Origin of the sequence: Bacteroides caccae, from assembly GCF_002222615.2 — a bacterium.
Taxonomy (GTDB): domain Bacteria; phylum Bacteroidota; class Bacteroidia; order Bacteroidales; family Bacteroidaceae; genus Bacteroides; species Bacteroides caccae.
Map to the genome: position 1 here is coordinate 4434411 of NZ_CP022412.2, position 23332 is coordinate 4457742.

The window sequence follows — 23332 nt, forward strand, 5'->3', positions numbered from 1 at the left end:
TTAGAGAGCGACAATGTGTCAATATTCTTACAGTTTTCTTGCCACAAAAGAATAAAAAGAAAGTAAGAAAGACCAATTTGAGTATTTTTAATGTTTTCTTCACATGAAAAAGAACTTCCGGAACATCGCTTTCAACTTTTTATTGTACATTTGCCACGTCAAACAAATATTTAAGTTATGGGAACAGTTAAGTGTATCGGTATTTTGACTTCCGGAGGTGATGCTCCGGGGATGAACGCAGCTATCCGCGCAGTGACACGAGCAGCTATTTATAATGGATTACAAGTTAAAGGTATATACAGAGGATACAAAGGTCTGGTAACAGGCGAAATCAAAGAGTTCAAAAGTCAGAATGTAAGTAATATCATCCAACTGGGTGGAACGATTCTGAAAACAGCTCGTTGTAAGGAGTTTACTACTCCGGAAGGCCGTCAGTTGGCTTACGATAATATGAAAAGAGAGGGCATCGATGCCTTGGTTATCATCGGTGGTGACGGTTCGCTGACAGGTGCCCGTATCTTTGCACAGGAATTTGATGTTCCGTGTATCGGACTTCCGGGAACTATTGACAACGACCTCTACGGTACAGATACGACCATCGGATATGATACCGCATTGAATACGATTCTGGATGCAGTGGACAAAATTCGCGACACAGCCACTTCACATGAGCGCCTGTTCTTCGTCGAAGTCATGGGACGTGATGCAGGTTTCCTCGCCTTGAACGGAGCAATTGCTTCAGGAGCAGAAGCTGCCATTATTCCGGAATTCAGTACGGAAGTCGACCAACTGGAAGAATTTATCAAGAACGGATTCCGCAAATCAAAGAACAGCAGTATCGTATTAGTGGCCGAAAGTGAACTGACCGGAGGTGCCATGCATTATGCTGAACGTGTAAAGAATGAATATCCGCAATACGATGTGCGCGTAACTATCTTGGGACACTTGCAGCGTGGTGGTAGCCCTACGGCTCATGACCGTATTCTGGCAAGCCGTCTGGGTGCGGCAGCGATCGACGCAATCATGGAGGACCAGCGCAACGTTATGATCGGAATTGAACATGATGAAATCGTTTACGTGCCGTTCAGCAAGGCTATCAAGAACGACAAGCCTATTAAGAGAGATCTTGTCAATGTATTGAAAGAGCTTTCTATCTAACTCATTCTTCTTAAGAATTCTTTTTTATATTAGTATAAGATAGAGAGCGGTGGACAATTGGTTTCTCCAATTCATCCACCGCTCTTTTTTATCATTCAATATCCAGACTTTTCGTATGGCCACTTTATGCTATTTTTCTCGCCTCAACGGAAGATAAAGAAATAGCTTTCTCACGTTTTCTCTTATTCATAAGTTTTTTTACCCATAAATAATAACCGGTCAACGGCAATGAGGCACCAATCAAAGCAGCAATAAAGGTAAGAATCCGAGTCAACATTCCTCCCCAGTTGCCAACATGTACAGAGTAAATCCAACCACGAATTTTTCCTGATTTATCCTGATGTTGATAAAGATTTGTTTCTGTAAATTCACCATTATCAGTGTTGAAAGAATAACGGTCAGCTGCACGCTGATTTCCGAAACGGTTGAAAGAGACGCTCGCCGTACCGGAAGCAACACTGATTTGTTTATATTCCGGATTCTGGCGGCTTAGCTTATCGTAAACTTCTTGCCAATAGACGAAAGGTGAAGTGACAGAGTGTATATAATTGTGACCGTTTTCCGAATGTTCCTTATTCCCTTCTTTTCTTCCTTCACGCAAAGCCAGCTTGGTATCTCCCTTTTGAGAATCACCTTTCCGCTCCTGCCCATAAGCAGCCCGTTGTTGCACTTCCACACCGAACACTTTATAGAAAGCGGCCCGATACCACGGGAAAGACCATGTCAGCCCCGTCAACGACATAGCTAAAAGAAAGATTAAGGAATACATTCCTCCCGCTACATGCAGATCATACCAGAACCTCTTCCAACCTTTTTTTGTTGATATTTTCAGACTGTTCTTCAGTGTTTTACGTGTACGTGGCCACCAGATAGCAATTCCTGAAATCAGCACAAAAACGAATAATAGCGTGCTGACACCCACAATCATCTTTCCCCAAAAGATCCCTTCATTACCCGGATTCATATTATCCAGCAACCAACGGTGCATCCGAAACATAAACATAAAAAAGCCGCTACGCTCACTTTTCCCTTTTACTTCACCCGTATATTGGTCTACATATAATGACGCACGACGTGGTTTGGAAAGGTTAACCTGATAAGCACGCTCGGAATCGGAAGAAATGCTGACACTAGTCACAGAAACACTGTCGGGCAATGTAGCTGTCACCTTTTCAAGCAACTGTTCGATAGGGAGTGGGACTTCTCCCACTGTTTCCACATAATAAAGTTCGTGGCGGAACAACTCATTCACCTCATCCTCGAATACCAACATAGCACCGGAAAAACAAATAAGGGTGATTATCAATCCGAAAGGGACAGAAAGCCACAAATGTATCTTTTCAAATATTTTTTTCATAATCTATTTATTACTACTATTTCTTGAAAAAGCCTGCAAAGCTTTCCGCTCGGCAGGCTTTCATCTAAAAAGAACTATTTTCTATTTAACAGGTATTTGTTACTTTGAAGGATATTTCATCTTACCTACTGTAGTGATAGCGTCAGCCTCTACCGTCAAACCTTTCACAGCCTTACCCGTTTTGGTATCAATTTTATAGAAAGCAGGGTGTTCACCAGTAGTCACAGTAACAGCCATATAAGCATAGCCATTTTCTCCATAAGGCTCGCCGCCAAACTTTCCTTCAGCAGGCAAACCCGTAACAGGAATAATCGTCCTATCTTCTGCCTTAAAAATAGCCAGCTCGCTGACATCCGCACTTGTACCGCCATGAATCATATCATCCGCTCCTTTTTTATACAATTGAAGCAGGAAGTAATCTTCAGAGATGTGCCAGCAACGGAAAATAGGATGTTTAGTGCCTATCTCTTCAAAGTTCACATAGTAATCCGGATCGAAATCCGTTGCACCCGCTTTGATACGCATTACGCCTGAGGGTTTCTTTCCTGTCACTTTCTTCAAATCAGAAGATGAAACTGCCGTACGCCCATATCCGGGAGAGAACACATACACATCGCCATTATCAGCGGCCCAAATGGTCTGATAATATTGTGAACGCATACGACCACATGCATAACCGATTTTATCAGTCGTAGCAATCACGGGTGTCCCGTTGAAGTTAGTACCACTATAAATTGCTACATAAGCATTGTCCGGATATTGTGTGGAAGGAATTACGCCAGCCGTATAAGCACCACTACCACTACCGCCCTCAGCTTTAGTGATAAGTTCTTGGTCGGTTACTTTGTCCGGCCATGCCTTAATACCGTACTTACTCATACCCATCGGAATGACAGAAGTATAAATTTTATTATTAGCTTCTACCAATCCTGCCCAAGTAACTTTTTCACCATTACCCAAGAAATTTTCGGCGATCAATGTGCCTTCTTCTTGCGAACCGTCAGTTGCGTCCAGATAATTAAACAACAAAGCCTGAGCTACATTCTGCTCATCGTCTTTCTGACTTGAGTCTCCGGTAGAAACAGTCACCACCTTGTCTCCCCATGTTCCATACGATGTGATACGATTAAAGGTATATGTATATTTTTCTTTCATTTTACCATCTGCTCCCAAATAATAAGAAGCTCCCGTACCGGCACCACCTTTATTATAAACTAAAGCAAATACATAATCCAACCCTTTATATACCCAATACGTACCGCCAATCACTTCGGTACCTTTTCCTTTTGTTGATACTGTTCCTTCATCAAGAGAACTAACTGCCACCAAATAACTTGCTTCACCAACTGTAGCAGCCACTACATAGGCTGTTTCTCCGTCAGTCGAAGGGTTATCCACCGGATTATCAACATCATCGCAAGATGCAACAAACACACCACCACTCAAACAAAAGGCCGCCGCAAACACACACTGCAAAAACTTCTTCTTCATATATTCTTTATTATTGATTTATACTAAAAACTTAATCTTATTATCTACCGAAAAACACTCTGAACTTTCCATAAAATGCACGTCCAGCCTTTTGTAGGCTGAAATTGTCAAACAGTTGCGCATCCGTGAAATTCTGACATTCAAATGATACGTTATAGCGTCCGTTCTTCATTGTATAGGACAAGGATAAATTATGAGAAAACTGTTCCGGCACCATGTTTTTTGAATCTTTATCGCCGATATTCTCCCAATAAAGAGGGAAATCGTGTTGCCAGTAGCTATCATAGCCTATCGTCAGTACATTTCCCTTAATAAACAGGTCATTCCAATGGAAATTAGCATTTATATTGGCGTAACGATAAGGGAGATTCGGCATACGCACCTTGTAATGCATACTTTCCTGCAAAGAGGTGCCTGCCAGGTACTTTTCATAGTCACGGGTATCAATACAATTAAATGTACCGCCTACATCGAACCAGTGCGAGAAGCTATAAAGCAGCGATAAATTATATCCTTTAGTCCTCACATGCCCATGATTCTCATAGTATCCGTAACTTGTTCCCCCCAATACATCCAATCCTCTTTTTATGTAATCTTTCGTATCCCGATATATCAAGCCGGCCTCGGCATACACCCCGTGTTTGCCAAACTGATAATTATAGCTGAAACTCAGATTCAGATTATCACTTTTCTCCGGCTTCAGATTTACTTTACCGGCTTCCAAGTCTTCATCACCAAACAGTTCGTCTGTCGTAGGAAGCCGAAAAGCCTTTTCATAAGAAAGTTTTACCTGAAAATCTTTCCATAAAAAATATGTACCCGCAGCACCGTATCCGAAAGCACTTACCGTATTGGATAAATTTATATAATTACCTATGCCATCCGTACTCTGTGACACCGGACCTTTGTTGTATTGCCGGTAATGCTTGGCAAATGCCGAAATATTCCATTTGTCCGACGGCATCAGGCGATAAGAAAGACCGCTGACATTCTTACGCGTAATTTTAGGAATACTAAAATCCGTAAATTTGGAAGAAGCACCTATGATAGAGCGGCTTGTACGTTCAAAATCACTTACCACATGGCTAAAAGTAAACGTATGCGCCTCTCCGATATGATAATTCATCCTCAGCGTTCCATTCCAGTTCTTGTTTTTAGATTCACTATTCTGATAAGACTGTTCTCCCCGGCTGCCCCTTTCGTAAAACTCACCACGCCAGTTGTAAGCCCGTGAAGCGGTATCGACATTATTAGTGAGGTTATGGTTATAATTGGCAGTCAGCAGTAAATCCAAATTCTTCACGAATAAGTTCTTTTTGTAGTATTCCAACGAAGGGGCCAATGAATGTCCTTTGCGGAATTTTTCACCGAACACGACATCTTGATAAACACCAGTTTGTATCTCTTTATAGAAATAGGAATAATTGAAGCTCAGAGCCAATCTGTCCGCCCATTTTTTTCCAACCACACCGATTTTTCCAATCACAGCTTCATTATGGTATTGGTCATTGAAACGTTTCAGATGGTAAATCTTACTTTTGTCGAGTGGCGGAAAACGCACACTTCCATCTTCTCTGATTTCAAAGTCACGTACATACGTATCTACATAATAATCATTATCCGAAAAATTCTGAAAAGCGTTCACTTCATACATAAAACCATTCTTGAATATTTGTCCGAAACGTACGTATGACTTATGAGTGTTAAATGAACCGTAAGAATAAGAAGCATCCAGAAACCACTTCCCGGGTTGTTTGTTAGTGACAATATTAATCACTCCCCCGATAGCATCCGTACCGAATCCTACGGGAACCACACCTTTGTACACCTCTATGCGATCTGCATAATTAATAGGAACATTATTCAAATCGAATGCAGCACCGGCCCCTTCTTGCGGTATTCCGTCAATAAAGATTTTCACATGCCGCCCGCAAAAACCGTCAATATACAACTGCATATCCGATCCTACTCCGCCTGACTCACGGAGTTTTACCCCCGGCACCTTAGTCAGTGCGCCGGCTAAGGTCTGTGTACTGTTATGCAACTTCTTCGCGTCAACGGCTACCGCATTAAAGGCTGACTTATTTACCCGGCCAACTCCGGAAGTTGTTACTACGACCTCTCCCAACTCTTTCACTTTCGGTGCAATGGTGACATTGACCTTTATCCTTTCTCCTTTAGCTAATTTAACCTTCTTTTCTACTGTTTGATAACCTACAGCCGAAACGACAAGTATATATTCACCTTCCACAGTTTTCAAGTGATAAATTCCCTTTTCGTCCGTATAACTGCCATAGTTCGTTCCTTTCAGATAGACCGTCGCAAAATCTACGACCTCCTTTTCTGTAGATATCACTCTGCCCGAAATCATACTAGTATAATGACGCTCGTGCTGTGAATATGCTGATACAGAAAATAAGAATACTAGAAAAACCAAAAAACATTTATTAATCATCTCCTTTTTACTTTATACCTATTCATTTACTTTAAAAGCGATGCAAAGATAAGTAGAAACAGGAGCGCAAAACAATCCCTATCTATTGGTAAAAATTAGACAACAAAAACTAAACATATAGATATACACAATACCTATATATAAGTAATTACTAGATAAATTAAATAAAAAGAGAAAAAAATCCTACTCCAACCATTGCGCCAGCAAACGCTCCGTTATTTCCCACAACTGCTCTTTCTGTACATGGTTCACATACTTATCGGATAAGCTTTTCCGGTGATTATTGACATAGAGTTGCCCTGTCACACCGGCTTCTTTTTTGTCCAGCAACAGACCAATTGCCGTAGAAGCTCCTTTCTTCGGCTTACGAATAAAAGGACGGAAGAATATATCTGTCAGAGGGTCGAACCACTTATGCATCGTGATGATATCAGTAGAGACAATTCCCGGATCGGCAGCATTGACGGTGATTCCTTTCTCCCGAAGTTGCTCGGATAGTTCGAAAGTAAATAATAACAAAGCCAATTTTGTGTTACTATAAACAGGTATTCTCCAAAAGTTTCCCGTTTTCCCCCTGTGAAAGAAATCAGGAAAATCAAGACGGCCGATTGCATACGTACACGAAACCATATTTACAATACGTGCTCCGGATGCCATAGTCGGAACTAATTTACGAGTCAGCAGGTAAGGACCAACATAATTTACACTGACCGTCCGTTCAAATCCATCGTTCGTAATAGAAAATCCGGTTTCCATTGTCCCGGCATTATTCATCAACAAGGAAATGGAAAGTTTACGTTCCAAAATCCGATCAGTAAAAGAGGCTACGGAGTGCATCGAAGACAGATCAATAGCGAGTACTTCCAAATTCGGATTTCCGGTTTCTTTCATTAAACGTTGGCACACGTTTTCCGCTTTTTGCGGGTTATAACAAGCCATTATGACATGATAGCCGGCTGTGGCCACGGCACGGGTTATCTCCGTTCCCATGCCTCCGTCAGCTCCGGTAATGATCGCCCATTTCACTTCATTCATTGTTTTTCCAATTTTTCAATCTCCTTTTGCAGACAAGGAGGCAGTTCTTCATTCAAATGTTTATGACAAGCCATTTCGTTCGTGTACATACGGCCAATGCAATAATTGCTATGCCCGCAATTACAACGTGCACGGTCTTCACGTGCCATACGGTTCACAAATCCCGGTTCATTCAGCAGGGCACGTGCCATTTGAACAGCATCAAAGCCGGCATCCAGCACTTCATCAATTTTCTCACGAGAAACAAGGCCGCCTACATAAATTAACGGAGCACCCGGAAGGGCCTCACGGAACTTCAGCGCATCTTCGAGAAAATATGCCTCTTTGAAAGGAACAGTCGGAATCATCCATTTTCCGAACATCCGGACGCCATATTTCAGCCACCAGCAATTCATATAATAAGCCATAGAACGGATAGGCATCGCCCCTCGCATCACATACATCGGCGCACGACTGACGAAACCACCGCTCAATACCAGCCCGTGAGCACCCAGTTCGAGCAGGCGTCGGGCTACTTGTATCGTTTCCTCCGACTCCATTCCACCTTTGAAACCGTCGCGCATATTCATTTTCACAAGAACCGCCATATCGCTACCGGCAGCTTTCATCACTTCTTTCATCACTATATCCATAAAACGCATCCGGTTTTCCAACGAACCTCCGTATTCATCCTTCCGGTGATTCGTGTAAGGGGAAAGGAACTGGCTAATCAGATATCCATGTCCGGCGTGAACCTCAACAGCATCGAAACCAGCTTCTCTAGCCAGATTGACAGCCTTTCCATAAGCACGCGCCATTTCAGGAAGTTCTTCTTTCCTCATTCCGCGCACAAAGGTCGGAGAGTAAAGATTGAAACCGGAAGAAGCAGAGATAGGAGTTACTCCACAAATGTTCTTGTGGGACATATTACCGCAATGACCGATTTGTATACCTGCTGCGGCACCCTCATCGTGTATGGCGTCGGTCACTTCGCGTAAACCGGGAATTATGGAAGATCGTAACCATAATTGGCGGTCAAAAGAAAGCCCGCTTTGTGTCACGGCAGCATAAGCAACCGTCGTCATGCCAACCCCGCCTGCGGCTACCGAACGGTGATAATCCAACAACATTTGTGAAGGGGCGTTTCCCGGACACATACTTTCAAAAGCTGCCGAACGAATGGTCCGGTTGCGAAGTGTCAAAGGTCCAAAAGTGACCGGGGTAAATAACTTTGATTTCATAGTAGTATGATATATTTTGTCAAAAGATAGCCTTAATACAGAAAAGGGAATACACGTTTCCTATTTCCCACCTCATCACCGAATTCCTCGCGGTAACGGTGCCAGATTGCGTTGGCACGCGGGACAAGGTTAGCGATCGTCCACCAAAGAAACACAAGTCCGGAAAGTGAACAAGTGAGTATCGCCCAGCCTGCCCACTCTACTATTTCGCCGAAGTAATTGGCGGAAGTAACGTAGCGGTACATCCCTTTTTGAGGCAGATAGTGGCGGGTATCTCCCGGCTTTCGCAAATGCCGGATGATATAATCCGAGTGCCAGTTCACCAGCATACCAGTAAAAAAAAGCAGAGTTCCGAGAATAAACCATGGTGACATAAACCAATCAATGCCGTACATTCCTTCAGGCGCAAGATGAAATATCCATTGTCCTTGCATATATCCGTTCAACAAATTAAAAAGAATGCCCATTGACATAATAGCTAACGGCATTTTACTCTTTCCGGTCAGCAATAGAGGAAAAACGAATGCACGCTGGAAATAATGAATCTGGAAGAATATGAAGAACATCAGTATGACGGGATCAAAACGGCGTTCCGAATGCACCCACATCCAACACATAACTAAAAATACAGGGGCCTCCATTAATATCCAAGCTAACTTATTGGAAATAGCCACACCCCACGAAGCAGTACGAAAAATACCATATCCGGCTTTCACAAAGTAAAGGGCAATAAAAACAATCAGAGCGATCAGGCTCATTATGCCCAAAAACAGATTAAATGCATTCATAGTCATACAGATATTCTTTTACAATGTGCAAAAGTAACAAAAAAGAGGAAAATTGCAACGCAAAACTCCTTAAATAAAAACTCGATGACACACAGAAAGTTTTCTCTAAAAAACACTTATCCCCAGGCATACCTCCGGAAATGATCGGAATATACACCTGGGGACTACACTTATCTATTCAATAAAAGGATTGTTTCCTGTCAGCGTTTCTTTATTGGGATATAAGCCAGATCATCAAGCACGTTCTTATAAGCCGGACGGATAATACGTTTGCCTTCGAAGTTCAATTCTTCATTGCGGTGGGCACACCAGCCTACGATACGTGCCATTGCAAACAAAGGAGTGAAGATTTCCTGCGGCAATCCGATCATTTCATACACAAAGCCCGAATAGAAGTCAATGTTGCTCGATACTGTCTTGCCGTTATTCTTGATGCGTCCGAAAGTCGCGATCGCCCGTTCTTCCAAAAGTTCGAGGAAGGCAAACTCACGTTCCTTGCCTTTTTCACGTGCCAGATCACGTGCCAATTCTTTTAGTAAAAGTGCACGCGGGTCGGAAATCGTGTAAACGGCATGACCAATACCATAAATCAATCCGGTCTTATTATAAACCTCTTTATTCAGCATACGAGTAAAGTAGGTGTCAATCTCATCAACATTTGTCCAGTCCTTGATGTTCTCCTGCAAATGATGGAACATATCAGCAACCTGAATATTTGCACCTCCGTGAAGCGGGCCTTTCAGAGAACCGATACCTGCGGCAATGGCCGAGTAAGTATCTGTTCCGGTAGAAGAAGTGACACGGACAGTAAAAGTCGAGTTATTACCACCACCGTGTTCTGCCTGAAGAATCAGAAGCAGGTCAAGAGTACGTGCATCCAGTTCGGTATAGTCTTTTTTCAGCATATACAGGAAGTTTTCAGCGATAGAGAGTTTCTCCTGCGGATGTCGGATATGCAGCGAACGTCCGAAAGTAGCATGACGCAGCATATTATAAGCATAAGCAATAATGGTAGGGAATTTTGAAATAAGGTCGATACTTTGACGCATCAGGTTATCACGGGAAGTGTCGTCCGCATCCGGATCGAAGCGATACATTTCGAGTACGCTGCGTGCAAGGATATTCATAATGTTATTACCTTCCAACTCGATGATATTCATCTTCGTTTTCTGCTCCAGTGCCATATTATCATTAATCAGTTCGCAGAATGAAGCTAGTTCCTCCTTGTCCGGCAGACGACCGGAAAGTAACAGGTACGCCACTTCCTCAAAACCGAAACGTTTCTCTTTGATGATTGCATGAGAAATATCTTCCACATCATAACCGCGATAGAACAGTTTGCCAGGAATCGGTTTCAGTCCGCCGCCCGGAATACGTTCGTAGCCTACTACATTACCAATTCTGGTCAGACCTACCAGTACACCTGTGCCATCTTCATTACGTAGCCCGCGTTTCACGTCGAACTTGGGGAACAATGCTGTGTCAATCCGGGTAGCTTCCTTCATTTCTTCGGACAGCTTGTAAATCAGGTACTCTTTCTTCATATTCGTATGTTTTTAATCATTATTCTTATTTTTCGATTCTTTCCACTATTTCACGGGTGAAATCTGTGGTTGAGAGAGAGGTTCCATTCGGCATAAAACGGGCAAGATCATGAGTGGCACGGGCTTCCAGAAAACTATTTTCAAGAGCTTTTTCGATAAGAGCGGCAGCTTCCGTCCAACCGAAATATCCGAGCATCATCACTGCCGAAAGAATGATCGAACAAGGATTCACAACGTTTTTACCTGCAATGTTAGGAGCAGTCCCATGCGTTGCCTCAAAGATAGCATGGCCGGTTTTATAATTGATATTTGCTCCCGGAGCAATGCCTATGCCACCTACCATTGCAGCCAACTGGTCAGAAACATAATCTCCGTTCAGGTTCAAAGTGGCTATTACCGAATATTCTTCGGGAATGAGCAGTGTATTTTGCAAAAATGCGTCGGCAATGCAGTCCTTTATCACTAGCCTGCCGTCCGCCAAAGCGTCACCAAACTCACGTTGCGCCAACTCATAACCCCACTTTTTAAATCCTCCTTCAGTATATTTCATAATGTTTCCCTTATGTACCAATGTCACAGAAGGCAGATGATGATCGAGCGCATATTGACATGCAGCACGCACAAGACGTTCCGTACCTTCGCGTGAAACAGGTTTCACACCGAAAGAAGACGTTTCGGGAAAACGGACTTTCGTCACACCCATTTCATCTTTCAAAAACTTATAAAACTTCTTTGCCTCCGGAGTACCTGCTTCCCACTCAATACCTGCATAAATATCTTCCGTATTCTCACGAAACACACACATATTCACCTTCTCGGGAGCTTTCACCGGAGACTGTACTCCCTGATACCAACGAACAGGACGAAGGCAGACATATAAATCAAGTGTCTGTCGCAAAGCAACATTCAACGAACGGATTCCACCGCCAACAGGTGTAGTCAACGGACCTTTGATTCCTACCAGATATTCCTGAAATGCCTGCATCGTTTCTTCCGGAAGCCACGAACCTGTTTCATTGAAAGCACGTTCTCCAGCCAGCACTTCCAGCCATTCAATATGACGTTTACCCCCATAAGCTTTCCGAACGGCTGCATCTACTATAATCTGCATGGAAGGAGTCACCTCAGCCCCTACCCCGTCTCCTGTAATGTAAGGTACGGTAGGCACATCAGGCACTAATAGCGTACTATCTTTTTGTATGGTTATTTTGCTCATTTCTTTTTTCTTTATAAATAACAGTTTTAAAAAGATTTACTTCAATTTTATCTCGCATTCAAGGCGGAACCAGCACGGAACCAGCCTATCTGTTGTTCGTTGTATGTATGTTGCACTTCAAAACTTTCTTTTGTTCCGTCTTCGTGGTGAAGAACGACTGTCAGATTATGTCCCGGCATAAAGTCTACCAAACCAGTGACGGAAAGCATATCGTGTTCCTGAATTTTATCATAATCCGCCTTGTCAACAAAAGTAATGGCAAGCATTCCTTGCTTCTTCAGATTCGTTTCGTGAATACGGGCGAAACTCTTGGCTAGGATCACACGGACATTCAGAAAGCGCGGCTCCATTGCTGCGTGTTCACGACTGGAACCTTCTCCATAGTTTTCTTCAGCGACTACAATAGAAGAAATCCCTTCGGACTTATACATCTTTGCCGTTCCGGAGACTGTTCCATAAGTATTTGTAGAACGGTTCCAGACCTTGTTCGTTTCGCCATTGAAGACATTGACAGCTCCCATTAACATATTATCCGAGATATTTTCCAAATGACCACGGAAACGGAGCCATGGTCCCGCCATAGAAATATGGTCGGTTGTACATTTACCTTGGGCTTTTATCAACAGAGGCATATTAAGCAAATCAGTCCCGTCCCAAGCGGGAAAAGGTGTTAAAAGTTGCAGGCGCTGTGAGTCCGACTTCACCTTGATTTCCGTTTTAGCTCCACCCGGCGCGATATATCCGACATTACCCGGCGTAAATCCTCTCATCGGGAGTTCGTTTCCCACAGGTTCGGATAGTTTCACTTTCTCACCGTCATGATTGACTAATCTGTCCTTCAAAGGGTTGAAACAGAGGTCGCCGGCAATAGTCAGTGCCATTGTCAATTCAGGAGAAGCAACAAAGGCATAAGTATTCGGATTACCATCCGCACGCTTGGCAAAGTTACGGTTAAAGGAAGTCACGATTGAATTTTTCCGTGTCGGGTCATCGGTATGACGTTTCCACTGACCAATGCAAGGACCACAGGCATTTGCCATAATCGTTGCACCGATCTGTTCAAAAGTCTCAATCATTCCGTCTCTTTCGGCGGTAGCGCGAATCTGTTCTGAGCCCGGATTTACAATCAACGGAGAAGCAACACTCAGATTCTTTTCCGCTACCTGTTTTGCCAAAGAAGCAGCACGACTCAAATCCTGATAAGAGGAGTTAGTACACGAACCAATCAGTCCGACTTCCATTTTACGAGGATAACCGTTCAACAATACTTTTTCCGCAAACTCGGAGATAGGAGTAGCCGCATCCGGCGTGAAAGGTCCATTAATATAAGGTTCAAGTTCGGACAAGTCGATTTCAATGACACGGTCGTAATATTTTAAAGGTTCATCCGTCACAACTTCGTCGGCACGGAGATCAGCTTCCACAGACTCTGCCAAATCGACAATACGATCTCTTCCGGTAGCTCGTAAATAAGTCACCATACGCCCGTCGAAAGGGAAAAGTGAAGTAGTAGCTCCTACTTCCGCTCCCATATTACAGATAGTAGCTTTTCCGGTAGCGGAAAGTGATTCGGTTCCCGGACCGAAATATTCAATGATTGCATTAGTGCCTCCCTTTACGGTCAATATTCCTGCCAGCTTCAAAATAACATCTTTCGGAGATGTCCAGCCGCTTAGTTTTCCGGTCAAATGAACACCTATAATTTTCGGCATTTTCAATTCCCACTCCATACCTGTCATTACGTCTACGGCGTCTGCACCGCCTACACCGATAGCCACCATACCCAAACCACCGGCATTAGGTGTATGTGAGTCTGTTCCTACCATCATGCCGCCAGGAAAAGCATAGTTCTCGAGTACTACCTGGTGAATGATACCCGCTCCCGGTTTCCAAAAACCAATGCCATAACGGGAGGATACGTCGCGGAGGAAATCATACACTTCTTCGTTTGTTTTAGTCGCAGTAAGTATATCCTCTTTTGCGCCCTTATAAGCCTGTATCAAGTGGTCACAGTGTACGGTAGAAGGCACAGCCACCTTTTCCTTGCCCGCATTCATAAATTGGAGCAAAGCCATTTGGGCAGTTGCATCCTGCATAGCCACGCGGTCAGGACGAAAGTTTACGTAGTCTTCTCCTCTCTTGTAGTCTTTCACATCGGCGGCATCATAAAGATGCGCATACAGAATTTTCTCGGCTAACGTCAGGGGGCGTTTCAAGATCCCCCGCACATGTTCTACTTTCCCTTTATAGGCGCTGTAGAATGCTTCTAGCATAGTCATATCATATACCATATTACTTTTTGTTTTTTTAGTCTATCTATTAAAATAACGAACGGCGTTCGAGGATTGTTTAACAAAATGAAATATTTTTTCTATCCAAAAAGAAGATTCGTTACCTTTGCACCTATTATGAATAATAATTCGAAAAGCCCGGTCTCCGACCTTCAGTACCAGCAACTCCTGCTACGCATGGAGTATGAATACGAGAAAGAGGAATTCAAGCGACAAACCGAAACAATGGGTATTGCCCGTAAAGTGAAACGCGGTCTGTGCTGGTATCCCGTCTCTCCCGGTCGAAGCTACTACAATTCTCTGAATCAACTTGTAATAGATATTACACGGACCGAAAATAAAGAGATAGAACACTCTTTCGAGTTTGGTCGCCCCGTCTGTTTTTTCCACCAGTCTTTCGACGGAAAAGTGAAATATATGAATTTTATTGCTACCGTCAGTTACGCAGACGAAGAAAGAATGGTAGTGGTTTTACCTGGTGCAGGGGCAGTTATAGAGTTACAAGCGGACAGTTCATTAGGTATACAACTTTATTTTGATGAAACATCCTACCGGACAATGTTCGAAGCATTAGAAGATGCAATCCGAGCCAAAGGTAACCGCCTCTCAGAACTGCGTGATATCTTGCTGGGAACGCAAAATCCCGGATTCCGTGAATTATACCCTGTCCGTTTTCCATGGCTGAACAGTACACAGGAGACAGCCGTCAACAAAGTATTATGCACGCGTGATGTCGCCATTGTCCACGGCCCTCCGGGAACAGGAAAAACAACCACGCTCGTCGAAGCGATTTATGAAACGCTGCACCGGGAACCGCAAGTACTTGTCTGCGCTCAAAGCAACACTGCTGTAGACTGGATAAGTGAAAAACTGGTAGACCGTGGCGTACCAGTTCTCCGCATCGGCAACCCTACACGAGTAAATGATAAAATGTTATCATTTACTTACGAGCGCCGTTTCGAAAGCCATCCCGCCTATCCCGAGCTTTGGGGAATCCGAAAATCAATCCGTGAAACGGGCAGCCGGATGCGCAAAGGTAGTTATTCCGAACGGGAGGGTATGCGCAGCCGCATGAGCCGCCTCCGTGACCGTGCTACTGAACTGGAAATACAAATTAACACCGACCTTTTCGACAGTGCCCGTGTAATTGCTTCAACATTGGTCAGTAGTAACCACCGCCTACTCAACGGCCGACGTTTCCCTACCCTGTTTATAGATGAAGCTGCCCAAGCACTCGAAGCAGCCTGCTGGATTGCCATTCGCAAAGCTGACCGAGTGATTCTTGCCGGAGACCACTGTCAACTCCCTCCTACTATCAAATGTATCGAAGCCGCCCGTAGCGGACTGGATCACACACTAATGGAGAAAGTGGTACATAAGAAACCTTCTGCTGTCTCACTGCTCAAAATGCAATACCGAATGCACGAATCAATCATGCGTTTTCCTTCCGAATGGTTTTACCACGGAGAATTGGAAGCTGCACCGGAAGTGCGTTACCGGAGCATTCTCGATTTCGACACGCCTATGAACTGGATAGATACCTCTGAAATGGATTTTCATGAGGAATTTGTAGGTGAGAGTTTCGGACGCATCAATAAACAGGAAGCCAACCTGCTTCTCCAGGAATTGGAGGCATACATCAACCGGATCGGAAAAGCAAGAATATTGGACGAAAAGATTGATTTCGGATTGATTTCGCCTTATAAAGCACAAGTACAATATCTAAGGAGTAAAATTAAAGTAAGCAGCTTTCTACGTCCTTTCCGTAGCCTTATCACGGTCAACACAGTAGACGGCTTTCAAGGACAAGAACGGGATGTTATCTTTATCAGCCTTGTTCGTGCAAACGAGGACGGACAAATAGGATTTCTGAACGACCTGAGGAGGATGAACGTGGCTATCACCCGTGCCCGTATGAAACTGGTCATTCTCGGAGATGCCGTCACACTTACCAAGCATCCTTTTTATAAGAGATTGATGTCATTCATAAAAAAAGAGGATTATGAGTAATCCTCTTTTTATCAAAGCCCCTTTTCTCACGAGAAAGAACTTTTTTAACACAAACAAAACAAACAATGTTTTCTGTCTTATATACCCTTTTTATCTTTCGCCACATCAGACTCAAGTCTTGGAATTAAAAATTCGAGATATTCTATCAATCGGCTTTTTCTTACCAGCAAAGAACTGTTGGTCTAACAAACACTTATAAACAGATATTGGGATATAGGAAATATATATATTTTACGTTCTTATTCCGGTATTTCATTTTTATAGTAGTTCTTCATTATTGCAACTTGTTTTATTTTGTTGCCACAAAGATAACAACAAACTTGCATTATTTCTCTATAAAGACGGGGATATTTTGAAAAAAAGACGGAAAGAGTGTTTCTTCCCGTCTTTTTACGACATATATATTCAATCTGATTAGTTATTTTCAGGGCGAAGTTTGCGTACTGTTACAGCAGTCTGCCACATCTCGCTTTCGCGCAATGCTTTCAGTTCCACTTCCAGTTTCTCACGATAATCCGGTTTAGAGTTGGAATCAATAGAAATCTGTGCTTCGTTACCAGTCTTAACGCTGTGATACAACTTTTCAACTACCGGTTTGATAGCATCGTGGAAGGGCCCCATCCAGTCGAGGGCACCACGTTGAGCAGTAGTAGAACAATTAGCGTACATCCAGTCCATACCGTTCTTTGCAAACAACGGCATCAAGGACTGAGTCAGTTCTTCCACTGTTTCGTTGAATGCTTCAGAAGGAGTGTGACCGTTTTCACGCAATACTTCGTATTGTGCCAACAGCAAACCTTGGATTGCACCCATTAGCGAACCACGTTCACCTGTCAAATCGGAAGTAGCTTCTCGTTGGAAAGTTGTTTCGAACAGATAACCAGAACCGATACCAATGCCCAAAGCGATTGTCTTTTCATAAGCTTTGCCCGTAGCATCCTGATAGATAGCGTAAGAAGAGTTCAGGCCACGACCTTCGAGAAACATAGTACGCAATGAAGTACCTGATCCTTTAGGTGCGACCATGATTACATCGATATCAGCAGGAGGAACTACACCTGTACGATCGTTCCAAGTGATAGCAAAACCATGAGAGAAATAAAGAGCTTTTCCTGCAGTCAGATAAGGCTTGATAGTAGGCCATACAGACATTACTGCTGCGTCAGACAACAGACACATTACGATAGTACCTTTCTCGCAAGCTTCTTCAATGCCGAACAAAGTCTCGCCCGGAACCCAGCCGTCTGCTACTGCTTTATCATATGTTTTTCCCGGACGTTGACCAACGATAACATTGAAACCGTTATCACGCAGGTTCAATGCCTGACCGGGACCTTGTACACCATAACCGATTACAGCGATTGTTTCATCTTTCAATACTTCACGAGCCTTTTCCAAAGGAAATTCGTCACGGATTACTACATTTTCAATAGTACCGCCAAAATTCAACTGTGCCATTTTCTTTTTTGTTTTTAGTTTTGGGGACTTACGCCACCCGTTATTAATTGATTTTATATTCTATGTTATTCAAATATCACTTTCGAACGGCAAACGACTTCACTACCGTTTTTCTTCACTTCTACATGAAACTCGTTTGAATTAGCCTCGTCGCAGAAAAAAGAGAGTTCATCACCGAAATAACTTTCGGCTACGTATGCCATTTCAAAGCGGCGGATTCGTTTCGTCTTGTACAAGTCAATCGGAAACAAATCAAGGATATGCTCGATATAGCGGATACTATTTACATGACCGTTAATGTCAATGTCACTGTACTTTGCCGTCAGGGTAGCTACCGGCCGGTCGCTCGTCACTTTGATGCGCGAAGGTTTTTCAATAGGGCAAGGTTCGTCACATACGTAGTCTACGATACTTCCTCCGTGTAAGGTCAGCAAATCTGCCGGTTTGCGGGTATTGAGACTAATCATTGCCCATACAGAACGTGCGTATCCGATCTTTTTCCCATCTTTATTAATAATAGCGAAATTACGGTCAGTAAACAGACGATAGACATTTTCCACCCATGTCTGAACCGAGAAATTCTCGTATTGATAAGGCATTTCGTCTAATTCTACAGCCAGGCGCGAGAGCACCCATGTGTAGTTATCTTCGTTCAGTGTCGCAATACCAAAGCCACGGTCACTTGCATGAAAACCTGCACAATTCAGTAGATGATTTCCCAACACCCCCATAGTCAGGCGACCGTTAAAGTCTACATGGAAAGGTTCCGCCACAAACTGATAAGTTCCTATTTTATTTTCTTCACTCATTATTCCTGTAGGTTTTTACTTTCGTTATATTTTGCCTCCCGTCCGTCGAGGAACTCATTCACCCGTTCAAAACAACTGGTGGTAATCGCCACACGCCCCGAACGAACAAACTGCAAAACACAATTCAATACCCGGAGTTCACCGTAAAGCGAGGTTATATCTTCACTCATCCCGTTCTTCTCAACAATGGAAAATACCGGATTTACTTCCACTATACGAGCATTGTATCGACGGATTAACTTGGACGCTTCCGGATTCTCCTGAAAAGCAGGAGTAGACACCTTATATAATGCGATTTCATGGAAATATATTTCATCTTCCGTGAAGTAATGCGCCTGAATCACGTCGATTTTCTTCTCTATCTGTTTCACTACCTTCTCAATAGTGTCCTTATCTGTCCAAGCTGTGATTGTATATTTATGCACACCTTTGATAGATGAAGCAGAAACATTCAAACTTTCGATATTGATCTGCCGACGGGTAAATACAGCCGTCACCTGATTCAGCAATCCGGCAATATTCTCAGAATGAACAATGATTGTATATAATATTTTATCACTCATAACTTTAAATTTTAAATACGAACTCTCAACTTCCCCTAACATTCCAACAACATTTGATTCACCGAACCGCCCGGAGGAGTCATCGGCAATACGTTGCCTTCTTCTATTACGCAAGCTTCAAGCAGGAACGGTCCGTCCGTTGCCAGCATTTCATCGATAGCCACTTTCAATTCTTCACGGGAATAGACACGTTTGGAAGGAATGTCATATGCGGAAGCTATTTTCATGTAGTCCGGATTCAACATCGGAGTAAATGAATAACGGCGGTTGAAGAACATAGCCTGCCACTGACGCACGTTTCCGAGGAAGTTATTATTCAGGCAGATGATTTTCACCGGAGCTTTCTGTTCCATGATAGTTCCGAGTTCCTGGATATTCATTTGAAGTCCGCCGTCTCCCATAAACACGCAGACGGTACGCTCCGGTGCACCGAAAGTGGCTCCGATAGCTGCGGGAAGTCCGAACCCCATTGTTCCAAGCCCTCCGGAAGTAATAATACTGCGTTCTTTCGAATATTTAAAGTAACGAGCAGATATCATCTGGTTCTGACCGACATCCGTCACCAATACTGCTTCATGGTGGGTTGCCTCACTTACGGCACGTGCTACTTCGCCCATGGTCAGTGAATCCGTAGCCGGATAAAGTTCGGGACGAATTACTTTTTCTTCCTCCACCTTCTCATATTCTTTAAAACTATCGTTCCATTCGGTATGCTTGTTCTCTTTTAGTAATCCGGTTACGGCAGCTAATGTATTTTTGCAATCTCCCAGAACAGCGATATCTACTTTCACGTTTTTATTTACTTCCGCAGGATCTATATCAAAATGGATTACTTTTGCCTGTTTGGCATAAGTAGCCAGATTACCTGTCACACGATCATCAAAACGCATACCGACAGCAATCAGGACATCACATTTGTTGGTATTGATGTTCGGACCTAAATTACCATGCATTCCCAGCATACCTTTATTCAAAGGATGATCGGTAGGCAAAGCGGAAAGTCCGAGCAATGTACATCCGGCAGGCATATCAGCTTTTTCAATAAAGGCTCTCAGTTCACTTTGTGCATTTCCGAGTTCTACCCCCTGTCCTACCAATACAAGCGGACGTTCGGCATTATTTATCAGTTCGGCGGCTTCCTTCACAGAATCTTCATCGGTATCAGGCACCGGAACATAACTGCGTATAAAATCCAGCTTCGCCGGCTCGTATTTTGTCTTTGCATTCTGTGCATCTTTGGCGAAGTCCAATACTACCGGACCGGGACGACCGCTACGGGCAATATAGAATGCACGTGCCACCGCCCAAGCTACATCTTCTGCACGGCGAATCTGATAACTCCATTTAGCGATAGGCTGGGTGATACCTACCAAGTCGACTTCCTGAAAAGCGTCTGTTCCGAGAAAACCCGTCCCTACCTGTCCGGCAATAACTACGATAGGTGTACTGTCTATCATTGCATCGGCAATACCGGTGATTGTATTCGTTGCTCCGGGACCGCTTGTCACCAGACAAACACCTACCTCACCCGATACGCGGGCAAAACCTTGCGCTGCATGAGCAGCTCCCTGTTCGTGGCGAACCAAGATATGGTTCAATGTATTTTGATGATCGTACAAAGCATCGAATACCGGCATGATAGAACCTCCGGGATAACCGAAGATAGTAGTCACTCCCTGATGTTCCAAGGAACGCATCAATGCTTCCGCACCTGTTATTAAGTCTTTACTCATTCTTTATTTATATTGAAGATGAATATCAGTCGATGATTCTCACTGCTCCCTTATCGGCGGAACTTACCATGCTGGCGTATGCTTTCAGACTCTTTGGCACGTAACGGTCGCGAGTGACGGGAGTCATCGGGCGTGCAGCCAGTTCTTCATCTGTTAATCGCACGTTAATCGTCCGGGCGGGAATGTCAATTTCGATAATATCTCCGTCTACAATTTTTCCGATATTACCTCCGGCAGCCGCTTCGGGAGATATATGTCCGATACTCAATCCGGAAGTTCCACCACTGAAACGTCCATCGGTAATCAAAGCACATTCTTTGCCGAGGTGACGAGATTTTATATAAGAGGTAGGATACAACATTTCCTGCATACCGGGGCCACCCTTCGGACCTTCGTGCGTAATGACGACAACATCGCCACTGACGACTCGGCCCTCAAGGATACCTTCACAGGCTGCTTCTTGCGAATCAAAGACTTTGGCAGGTCCGGTGAATTTCCAGATACTTTCGTCCACACCTGCTGTTTTTACTACGCAACCATCTTGTGCGATGTTTCCTTTCAATACCGCCAGTCCGCCATCTTTGCTATAAGCGTGTTCGAAATCACGGATACACCCATTAGTGCGGTCTGTATCCAACTCTTTATAGTACATACCTTGCGAACCGAGTACAAGATTAAATTTATTTGCAGCTGCACTCGAATATTTCCTGATTGCTTTTTCGCTCACATTCGGGCTGGTGATTGAATATTCGTCGATAGCTTCCCCCAGCGTCATTCCATCTACCCGGCGAACGGAAGTATCCACCAAACCGGCTTTCGCCAGTTCATCCATAATAGCGATGATACCACCGGCACGGTTTACATCCTGAATATGATATTTCTGTGTATTCGGAGCTACTTTGCAGAGACAGGGAGTTTTGCGTGAAAGCATATCTATATCATCCATTTTAAAATCAACTTCCGCTTCGTGAGCTACCGCCAACAGGTGAAGAACCGTATTGGTAGAACCTCCCATTGCTATATCCAATGTCATAGCGTTCAGGAATGCCTGCCGGGTGGCAATGCTACGGGGAAGTATACTCTCGTCTCCTTCTTCATAGTATTTCATAGCGTTTTCTACAATCAGTTTGGCTGCATCTTTGAAAAGCTGTGTTCGGTTTTCGTGAGTAGCTACAATAGTTCCGTTGCCCGGCAACGCCAAACCGATTGCTTCATTGAGACAGTTCATAGAGTTAGCAGTAAACATGCCGGAACAACATCCGCAAGTAGGACAAGCATTTTGTTCGATATTCGCTACTTCCTGATCGCTTACGCTTTCATCGGCCGATTTAATCATCGCATCAATCAGATCGAGGTGCTGACCGTTCCATTCGCCAGCTTCCATTGGCCCGCCTGATACGAACACGGTAGGAATATTCAGACGCATAGCCGCCATTAACATACCCGGAGTGATTTTATCACAGTTGCTGATACATACCATTGCATCCGCCTTATGTGCATTGACCATATATTCCACGCTGTCCGCAATGATGTCACGTGAAGGAAGTGAATAAAGCATTCCGTCATGCCCCATAGCAATACCATCATCGATAGCTATTGTATTAAACTCCGCAGCGAAGCATCCCAGCTTTTCAATTTCCGCCTTCACCTGCTGACCGATTTCATGTAGATGTACATGCCCCGGAACAAACTGTGTGAATGAATTTACGATCGCTATAATGGGTTTTCCCATCTGATTCTTCTTCATACCGTTGGCTGCCCACAATGCACGGGCTCCCGCCATCCGACGACCTTGCGTACTAAACGAACTGCGTAATTGCTTTTTCATTTCAATCTATCTTTTAATTAAAGAGCCTCTCTCACATCAGTGAGAAAGGCTCTAAATTCTATCTTTTATGGTACGAACACATACAACACAAAACCTTTCTCACGCTCTTGATGGGACCACCACGACGCGAATAATATGCAAAACTGCTAGGTTAATAGATGTATGTAACATATTCATATCTTCTTTTCTTTATTTTCGTGATGCAAAGGTAAGGGCTTTTTTATTATCTCCAAACAAATCGAAGAAAAAAATCACTCAAAAACTAAAAATTGTAAGATAAGAGCGGCATTATTTCTCTATTTTATCACTTAACAGTTGAATTTGCAACTATTATCCAACCGTACACTTCTTCCCGTCTTTCTGACAAAAGCACTTA

The 23332-nt window shown here is 43.6% G+C and carries 16 protein-coding genes; 2 read left to right on the plus strand and 14 right to left on the minus strand.

Annotation, left to right across the window (positions count from 1 at the left end):
* Positions 1–177: 177 nt before the first annotated feature.
* Complete coding sequence (gene pfkA / locus CGC64_RS18165; protein WP_005678872.1) at positions 178–1158, plus strand: 6-phosphofructokinase; 981 nt, start codon at positions 178–180, stop codon at positions 1156–1158.
* A gap of 124 nt (positions 1159–1282) precedes the next feature.
* Here pfkA and CGC64_RS18170 read toward each other — a convergent pair whose 3' ends face one another.
* From CGC64_RS18170 to CGC64_RS18210, 9 genes are all read right to left on the minus strand, one after another.
* A complete protein-coding gene (locus CGC64_RS18170) occupies positions 1283–2515 on the minus strand; it encodes a PepSY-associated TM helix domain-containing protein (RefSeq protein ID WP_005678871.1) in 1233 nt (410 codons plus the stop codon).
* A 99-nt stretch (positions 2516–2614) separates the two neighbouring features.
* Positions 2615–4006: a DUF4374 domain-containing protein gene (locus CGC64_RS18175; RefSeq protein WP_005678869.1), complete on the minus strand. Its 1392-nt coding sequence runs from the start codon at positions 4004–4006 to the stop codon at positions 2615–2617.
* 40 nt (positions 4007–4046) lie between these two features.
* A complete protein-coding gene (locus tag CGC64_RS18180) occupies positions 4047–6461 on the minus strand; it encodes a TonB-dependent receptor (RefSeq protein WP_089421599.1) in 2415 nt (804 codons plus the stop codon).
* A gap of 183 nt (positions 6462–6644) precedes the next feature.
* Complete coding sequence (locus CGC64_RS18185; protein ID WP_005678867.1) at positions 6645–7496, minus strand: SDR family oxidoreductase; 852 nt, start codon at positions 7494–7496, stop codon at positions 6645–6647.
* Entirely contained in the window at positions 7493–8716 is a 1224-nt protein-coding gene (locus tag CGC64_RS18190) for an NADH:flavin oxidoreductase (protein WP_005678866.1), read from the minus strand. The genes CGC64_RS18185 and CGC64_RS18190 overlap by 4 nt, the downstream gene beginning before the upstream one ends.
* Positions 8717–8748: 32 nt before the next feature.
* Entirely contained in the window at positions 8749–9510 is a 762-nt protein-coding gene (locus tag CGC64_RS18195) for a DUF1295 domain-containing protein (protein WP_005678865.1), read from the minus strand.
* Between the two features lie 194 nt (positions 9511–9704).
* Positions 9705–11048, minus strand: a complete 1344-nt coding sequence (locus tag CGC64_RS18200; protein WP_005678864.1) for a citrate/2-methylcitrate synthase — start codon at positions 11046–11048, stop codon at positions 9705–9707.
* A 25-nt stretch (positions 11049–11073) separates the two neighbouring features.
* On the minus strand, positions 11074–12264 hold the full coding sequence (icd, locus tag CGC64_RS18205; protein WP_005678863.1) for an NADP-dependent isocitrate dehydrogenase: 1191 nt from the start codon (positions 12262–12264) through the stop codon (positions 11074–11076).
* Between the two features lie 47 nt (positions 12265–12311).
* Entirely contained in the window at positions 12312–14555 is a 2244-nt protein-coding gene (locus CGC64_RS18210; protein WP_005678862.1) for an aconitate hydratase, read from the minus strand.
* 66 nt (positions 14556–14621) lie between these two features.
* On the opposite strand from CGC64_RS18210, the gene CGC64_RS18215 reads away from it, so the two are divergent.
* Positions 14622–16565: an AAA domain-containing protein gene (locus CGC64_RS18215; RefSeq protein ID WP_005678861.1), complete on the plus strand. Its 1944-nt coding sequence runs from the start codon at positions 14622–14624 to the stop codon at positions 16563–16565.
* 414 nt (positions 16566–16979) lie between these two features.
* On the opposite strand, the gene ilvC is transcribed toward CGC64_RS18215, so the two are convergent.
* The 5 genes from ilvC to ilvD form a co-directional block, all read right to left on the minus strand.
* Positions 16980–18023, minus strand: coding sequence for a ketol-acid reductoisomerase (gene ilvC, locus CGC64_RS18220; protein ID WP_005678860.1), 1044 nt, complete (start codon positions 18021–18023; stop codon positions 16980–16982).
* A 65-nt stretch (positions 18024–18088) separates the two neighbouring features.
* Positions 18089–18832, minus strand: coding sequence for an acyl-[acyl-carrier-protein] thioesterase (locus CGC64_RS18225; RefSeq protein ID WP_005678859.1), 744 nt, complete (start codon positions 18830–18832; stop codon positions 18089–18091).
* Positions 18832–19395 carry an acetolactate synthase small subunit gene (gene ilvN / locus CGC64_RS18230; RefSeq protein WP_005682742.1) on the minus strand — a complete coding sequence of 188 codons (564 nt, stop codon included), beginning with the start codon at positions 19393–19395 and terminating at the stop codon, positions 18832–18834. Before ilvN ends, CGC64_RS18225 begins: the two co-directional genes overlap by 1 nt.
* Positions 19396–19430: 35 nt before the next feature.
* Positions 19431–21128, minus strand: coding sequence for a biosynthetic-type acetolactate synthase large subunit (gene ilvB, locus CGC64_RS18235; protein WP_005678856.1), 1698 nt, complete (start codon positions 21126–21128; stop codon positions 19431–19433).
* A 25-nt stretch (positions 21129–21153) separates the two neighbouring features.
* Positions 21154–22956: a dihydroxy-acid dehydratase gene (ilvD, locus tag CGC64_RS18240; protein WP_032855417.1), complete on the minus strand. Its 1803-nt coding sequence runs from the start codon at positions 22954–22956 to the stop codon at positions 21154–21156.
* Positions 22957–23332 lie beyond the last annotated feature (376 nt).

Excerpts from the sequence above, each read along its gene's own strand:
- pfkA (WP_005678872.1), top strand. The coding sequence starts at position 178 with ATGGGAACAGTTAAGTGTATCGGTATTTTGACTTCCGGAGGTGATGCT.
- CGC64_RS18170 (WP_005678871.1), bottom strand. The coding sequence starts at position 2,515 with ATGAAAAAAATATTTGAAAAGATACATTTGTGGCTTTCTGTCCCTTTC.
- CGC64_RS18175 (WP_005678869.1), bottom strand. The coding sequence starts at position 4,006 with ATGAAGAAGAAGTTTTTGCAGTGTGTGTTTGCGGCGGCCTTTTGTTTG.
- CGC64_RS18180 (WP_089421599.1), bottom strand. The coding sequence starts at position 6,461 with ATGATTAATAAATGTTTTTTGGTTTTTCTAGTATTCTTATTTTCTGTA.
- CGC64_RS18185 (WP_005678867.1), bottom strand. The coding sequence starts at position 7,496 with ATGAATGAAGTGAAATGGGCGATCATTACCGGAGCTGACGGAGGCATG.
- CGC64_RS18190 (WP_005678866.1), bottom strand. The coding sequence starts at position 8,716 with ATGAAATCAAAGTTATTTACCCCGGTCACTTTTGGACCTTTGACACTT.
- CGC64_RS18195 (WP_005678865.1), bottom strand. The coding sequence starts at position 9,510 with ATGACTATGAATGCATTTAATCTGTTTTTGGGCATAATGAGCCTGATC.
- CGC64_RS18200 (WP_005678864.1), bottom strand. The coding sequence starts at position 11,048 with ATGAAGAAAGAGTACCTGATTTACAAGCTGTCCGAAGAAATGAAGGAA.
- icd (WP_005678863.1), bottom strand. The coding sequence starts at position 12,264 with ATGAGCAAAATAACCATACAAAAAGATAGTACGCTATTAGTGCCTGAT.
- CGC64_RS18210 (WP_005678862.1), bottom strand. The coding sequence starts at position 14,555 with ATGGTATATGATATGACTATGCTAGAAGCATTCTACAGCGCCTATAAA.
- CGC64_RS18215 (WP_005678861.1), top strand. The coding sequence starts at position 14,622 with ATGAAATATTTTTTCTATCCAAAAAGAAGATTCGTTACCTTTGCACCT.
- ilvC (WP_005678860.1), bottom strand. The coding sequence starts at position 18,023 with ATGGCACAGTTGAATTTTGGCGGTACTATTGAAAATGTAGTAATCCGT.
- CGC64_RS18225 (WP_005678859.1), bottom strand. The coding sequence starts at position 18,832 with ATGAGTGAAGAAAATAAAATAGGAACTTATCAGTTTGTGGCGGAACCT.
- ilvN (WP_005682742.1), bottom strand. The coding sequence starts at position 19,395 with ATGAGTGATAAAATATTATATACAATCATTGTTCATTCTGAGAATATT.
- ilvB (WP_005678856.1), bottom strand. The coding sequence starts at position 21,128 with ATGAGTAAAGACTTAATAACAGGTGCGGAAGCATTGATGCGTTCCTTG.
- ilvD (WP_032855417.1), bottom strand. The coding sequence starts at position 22,956 with ATGAAAAAGCAATTACGCAGTTCGTTTAGTACGCAAGGTCGTCGGATG.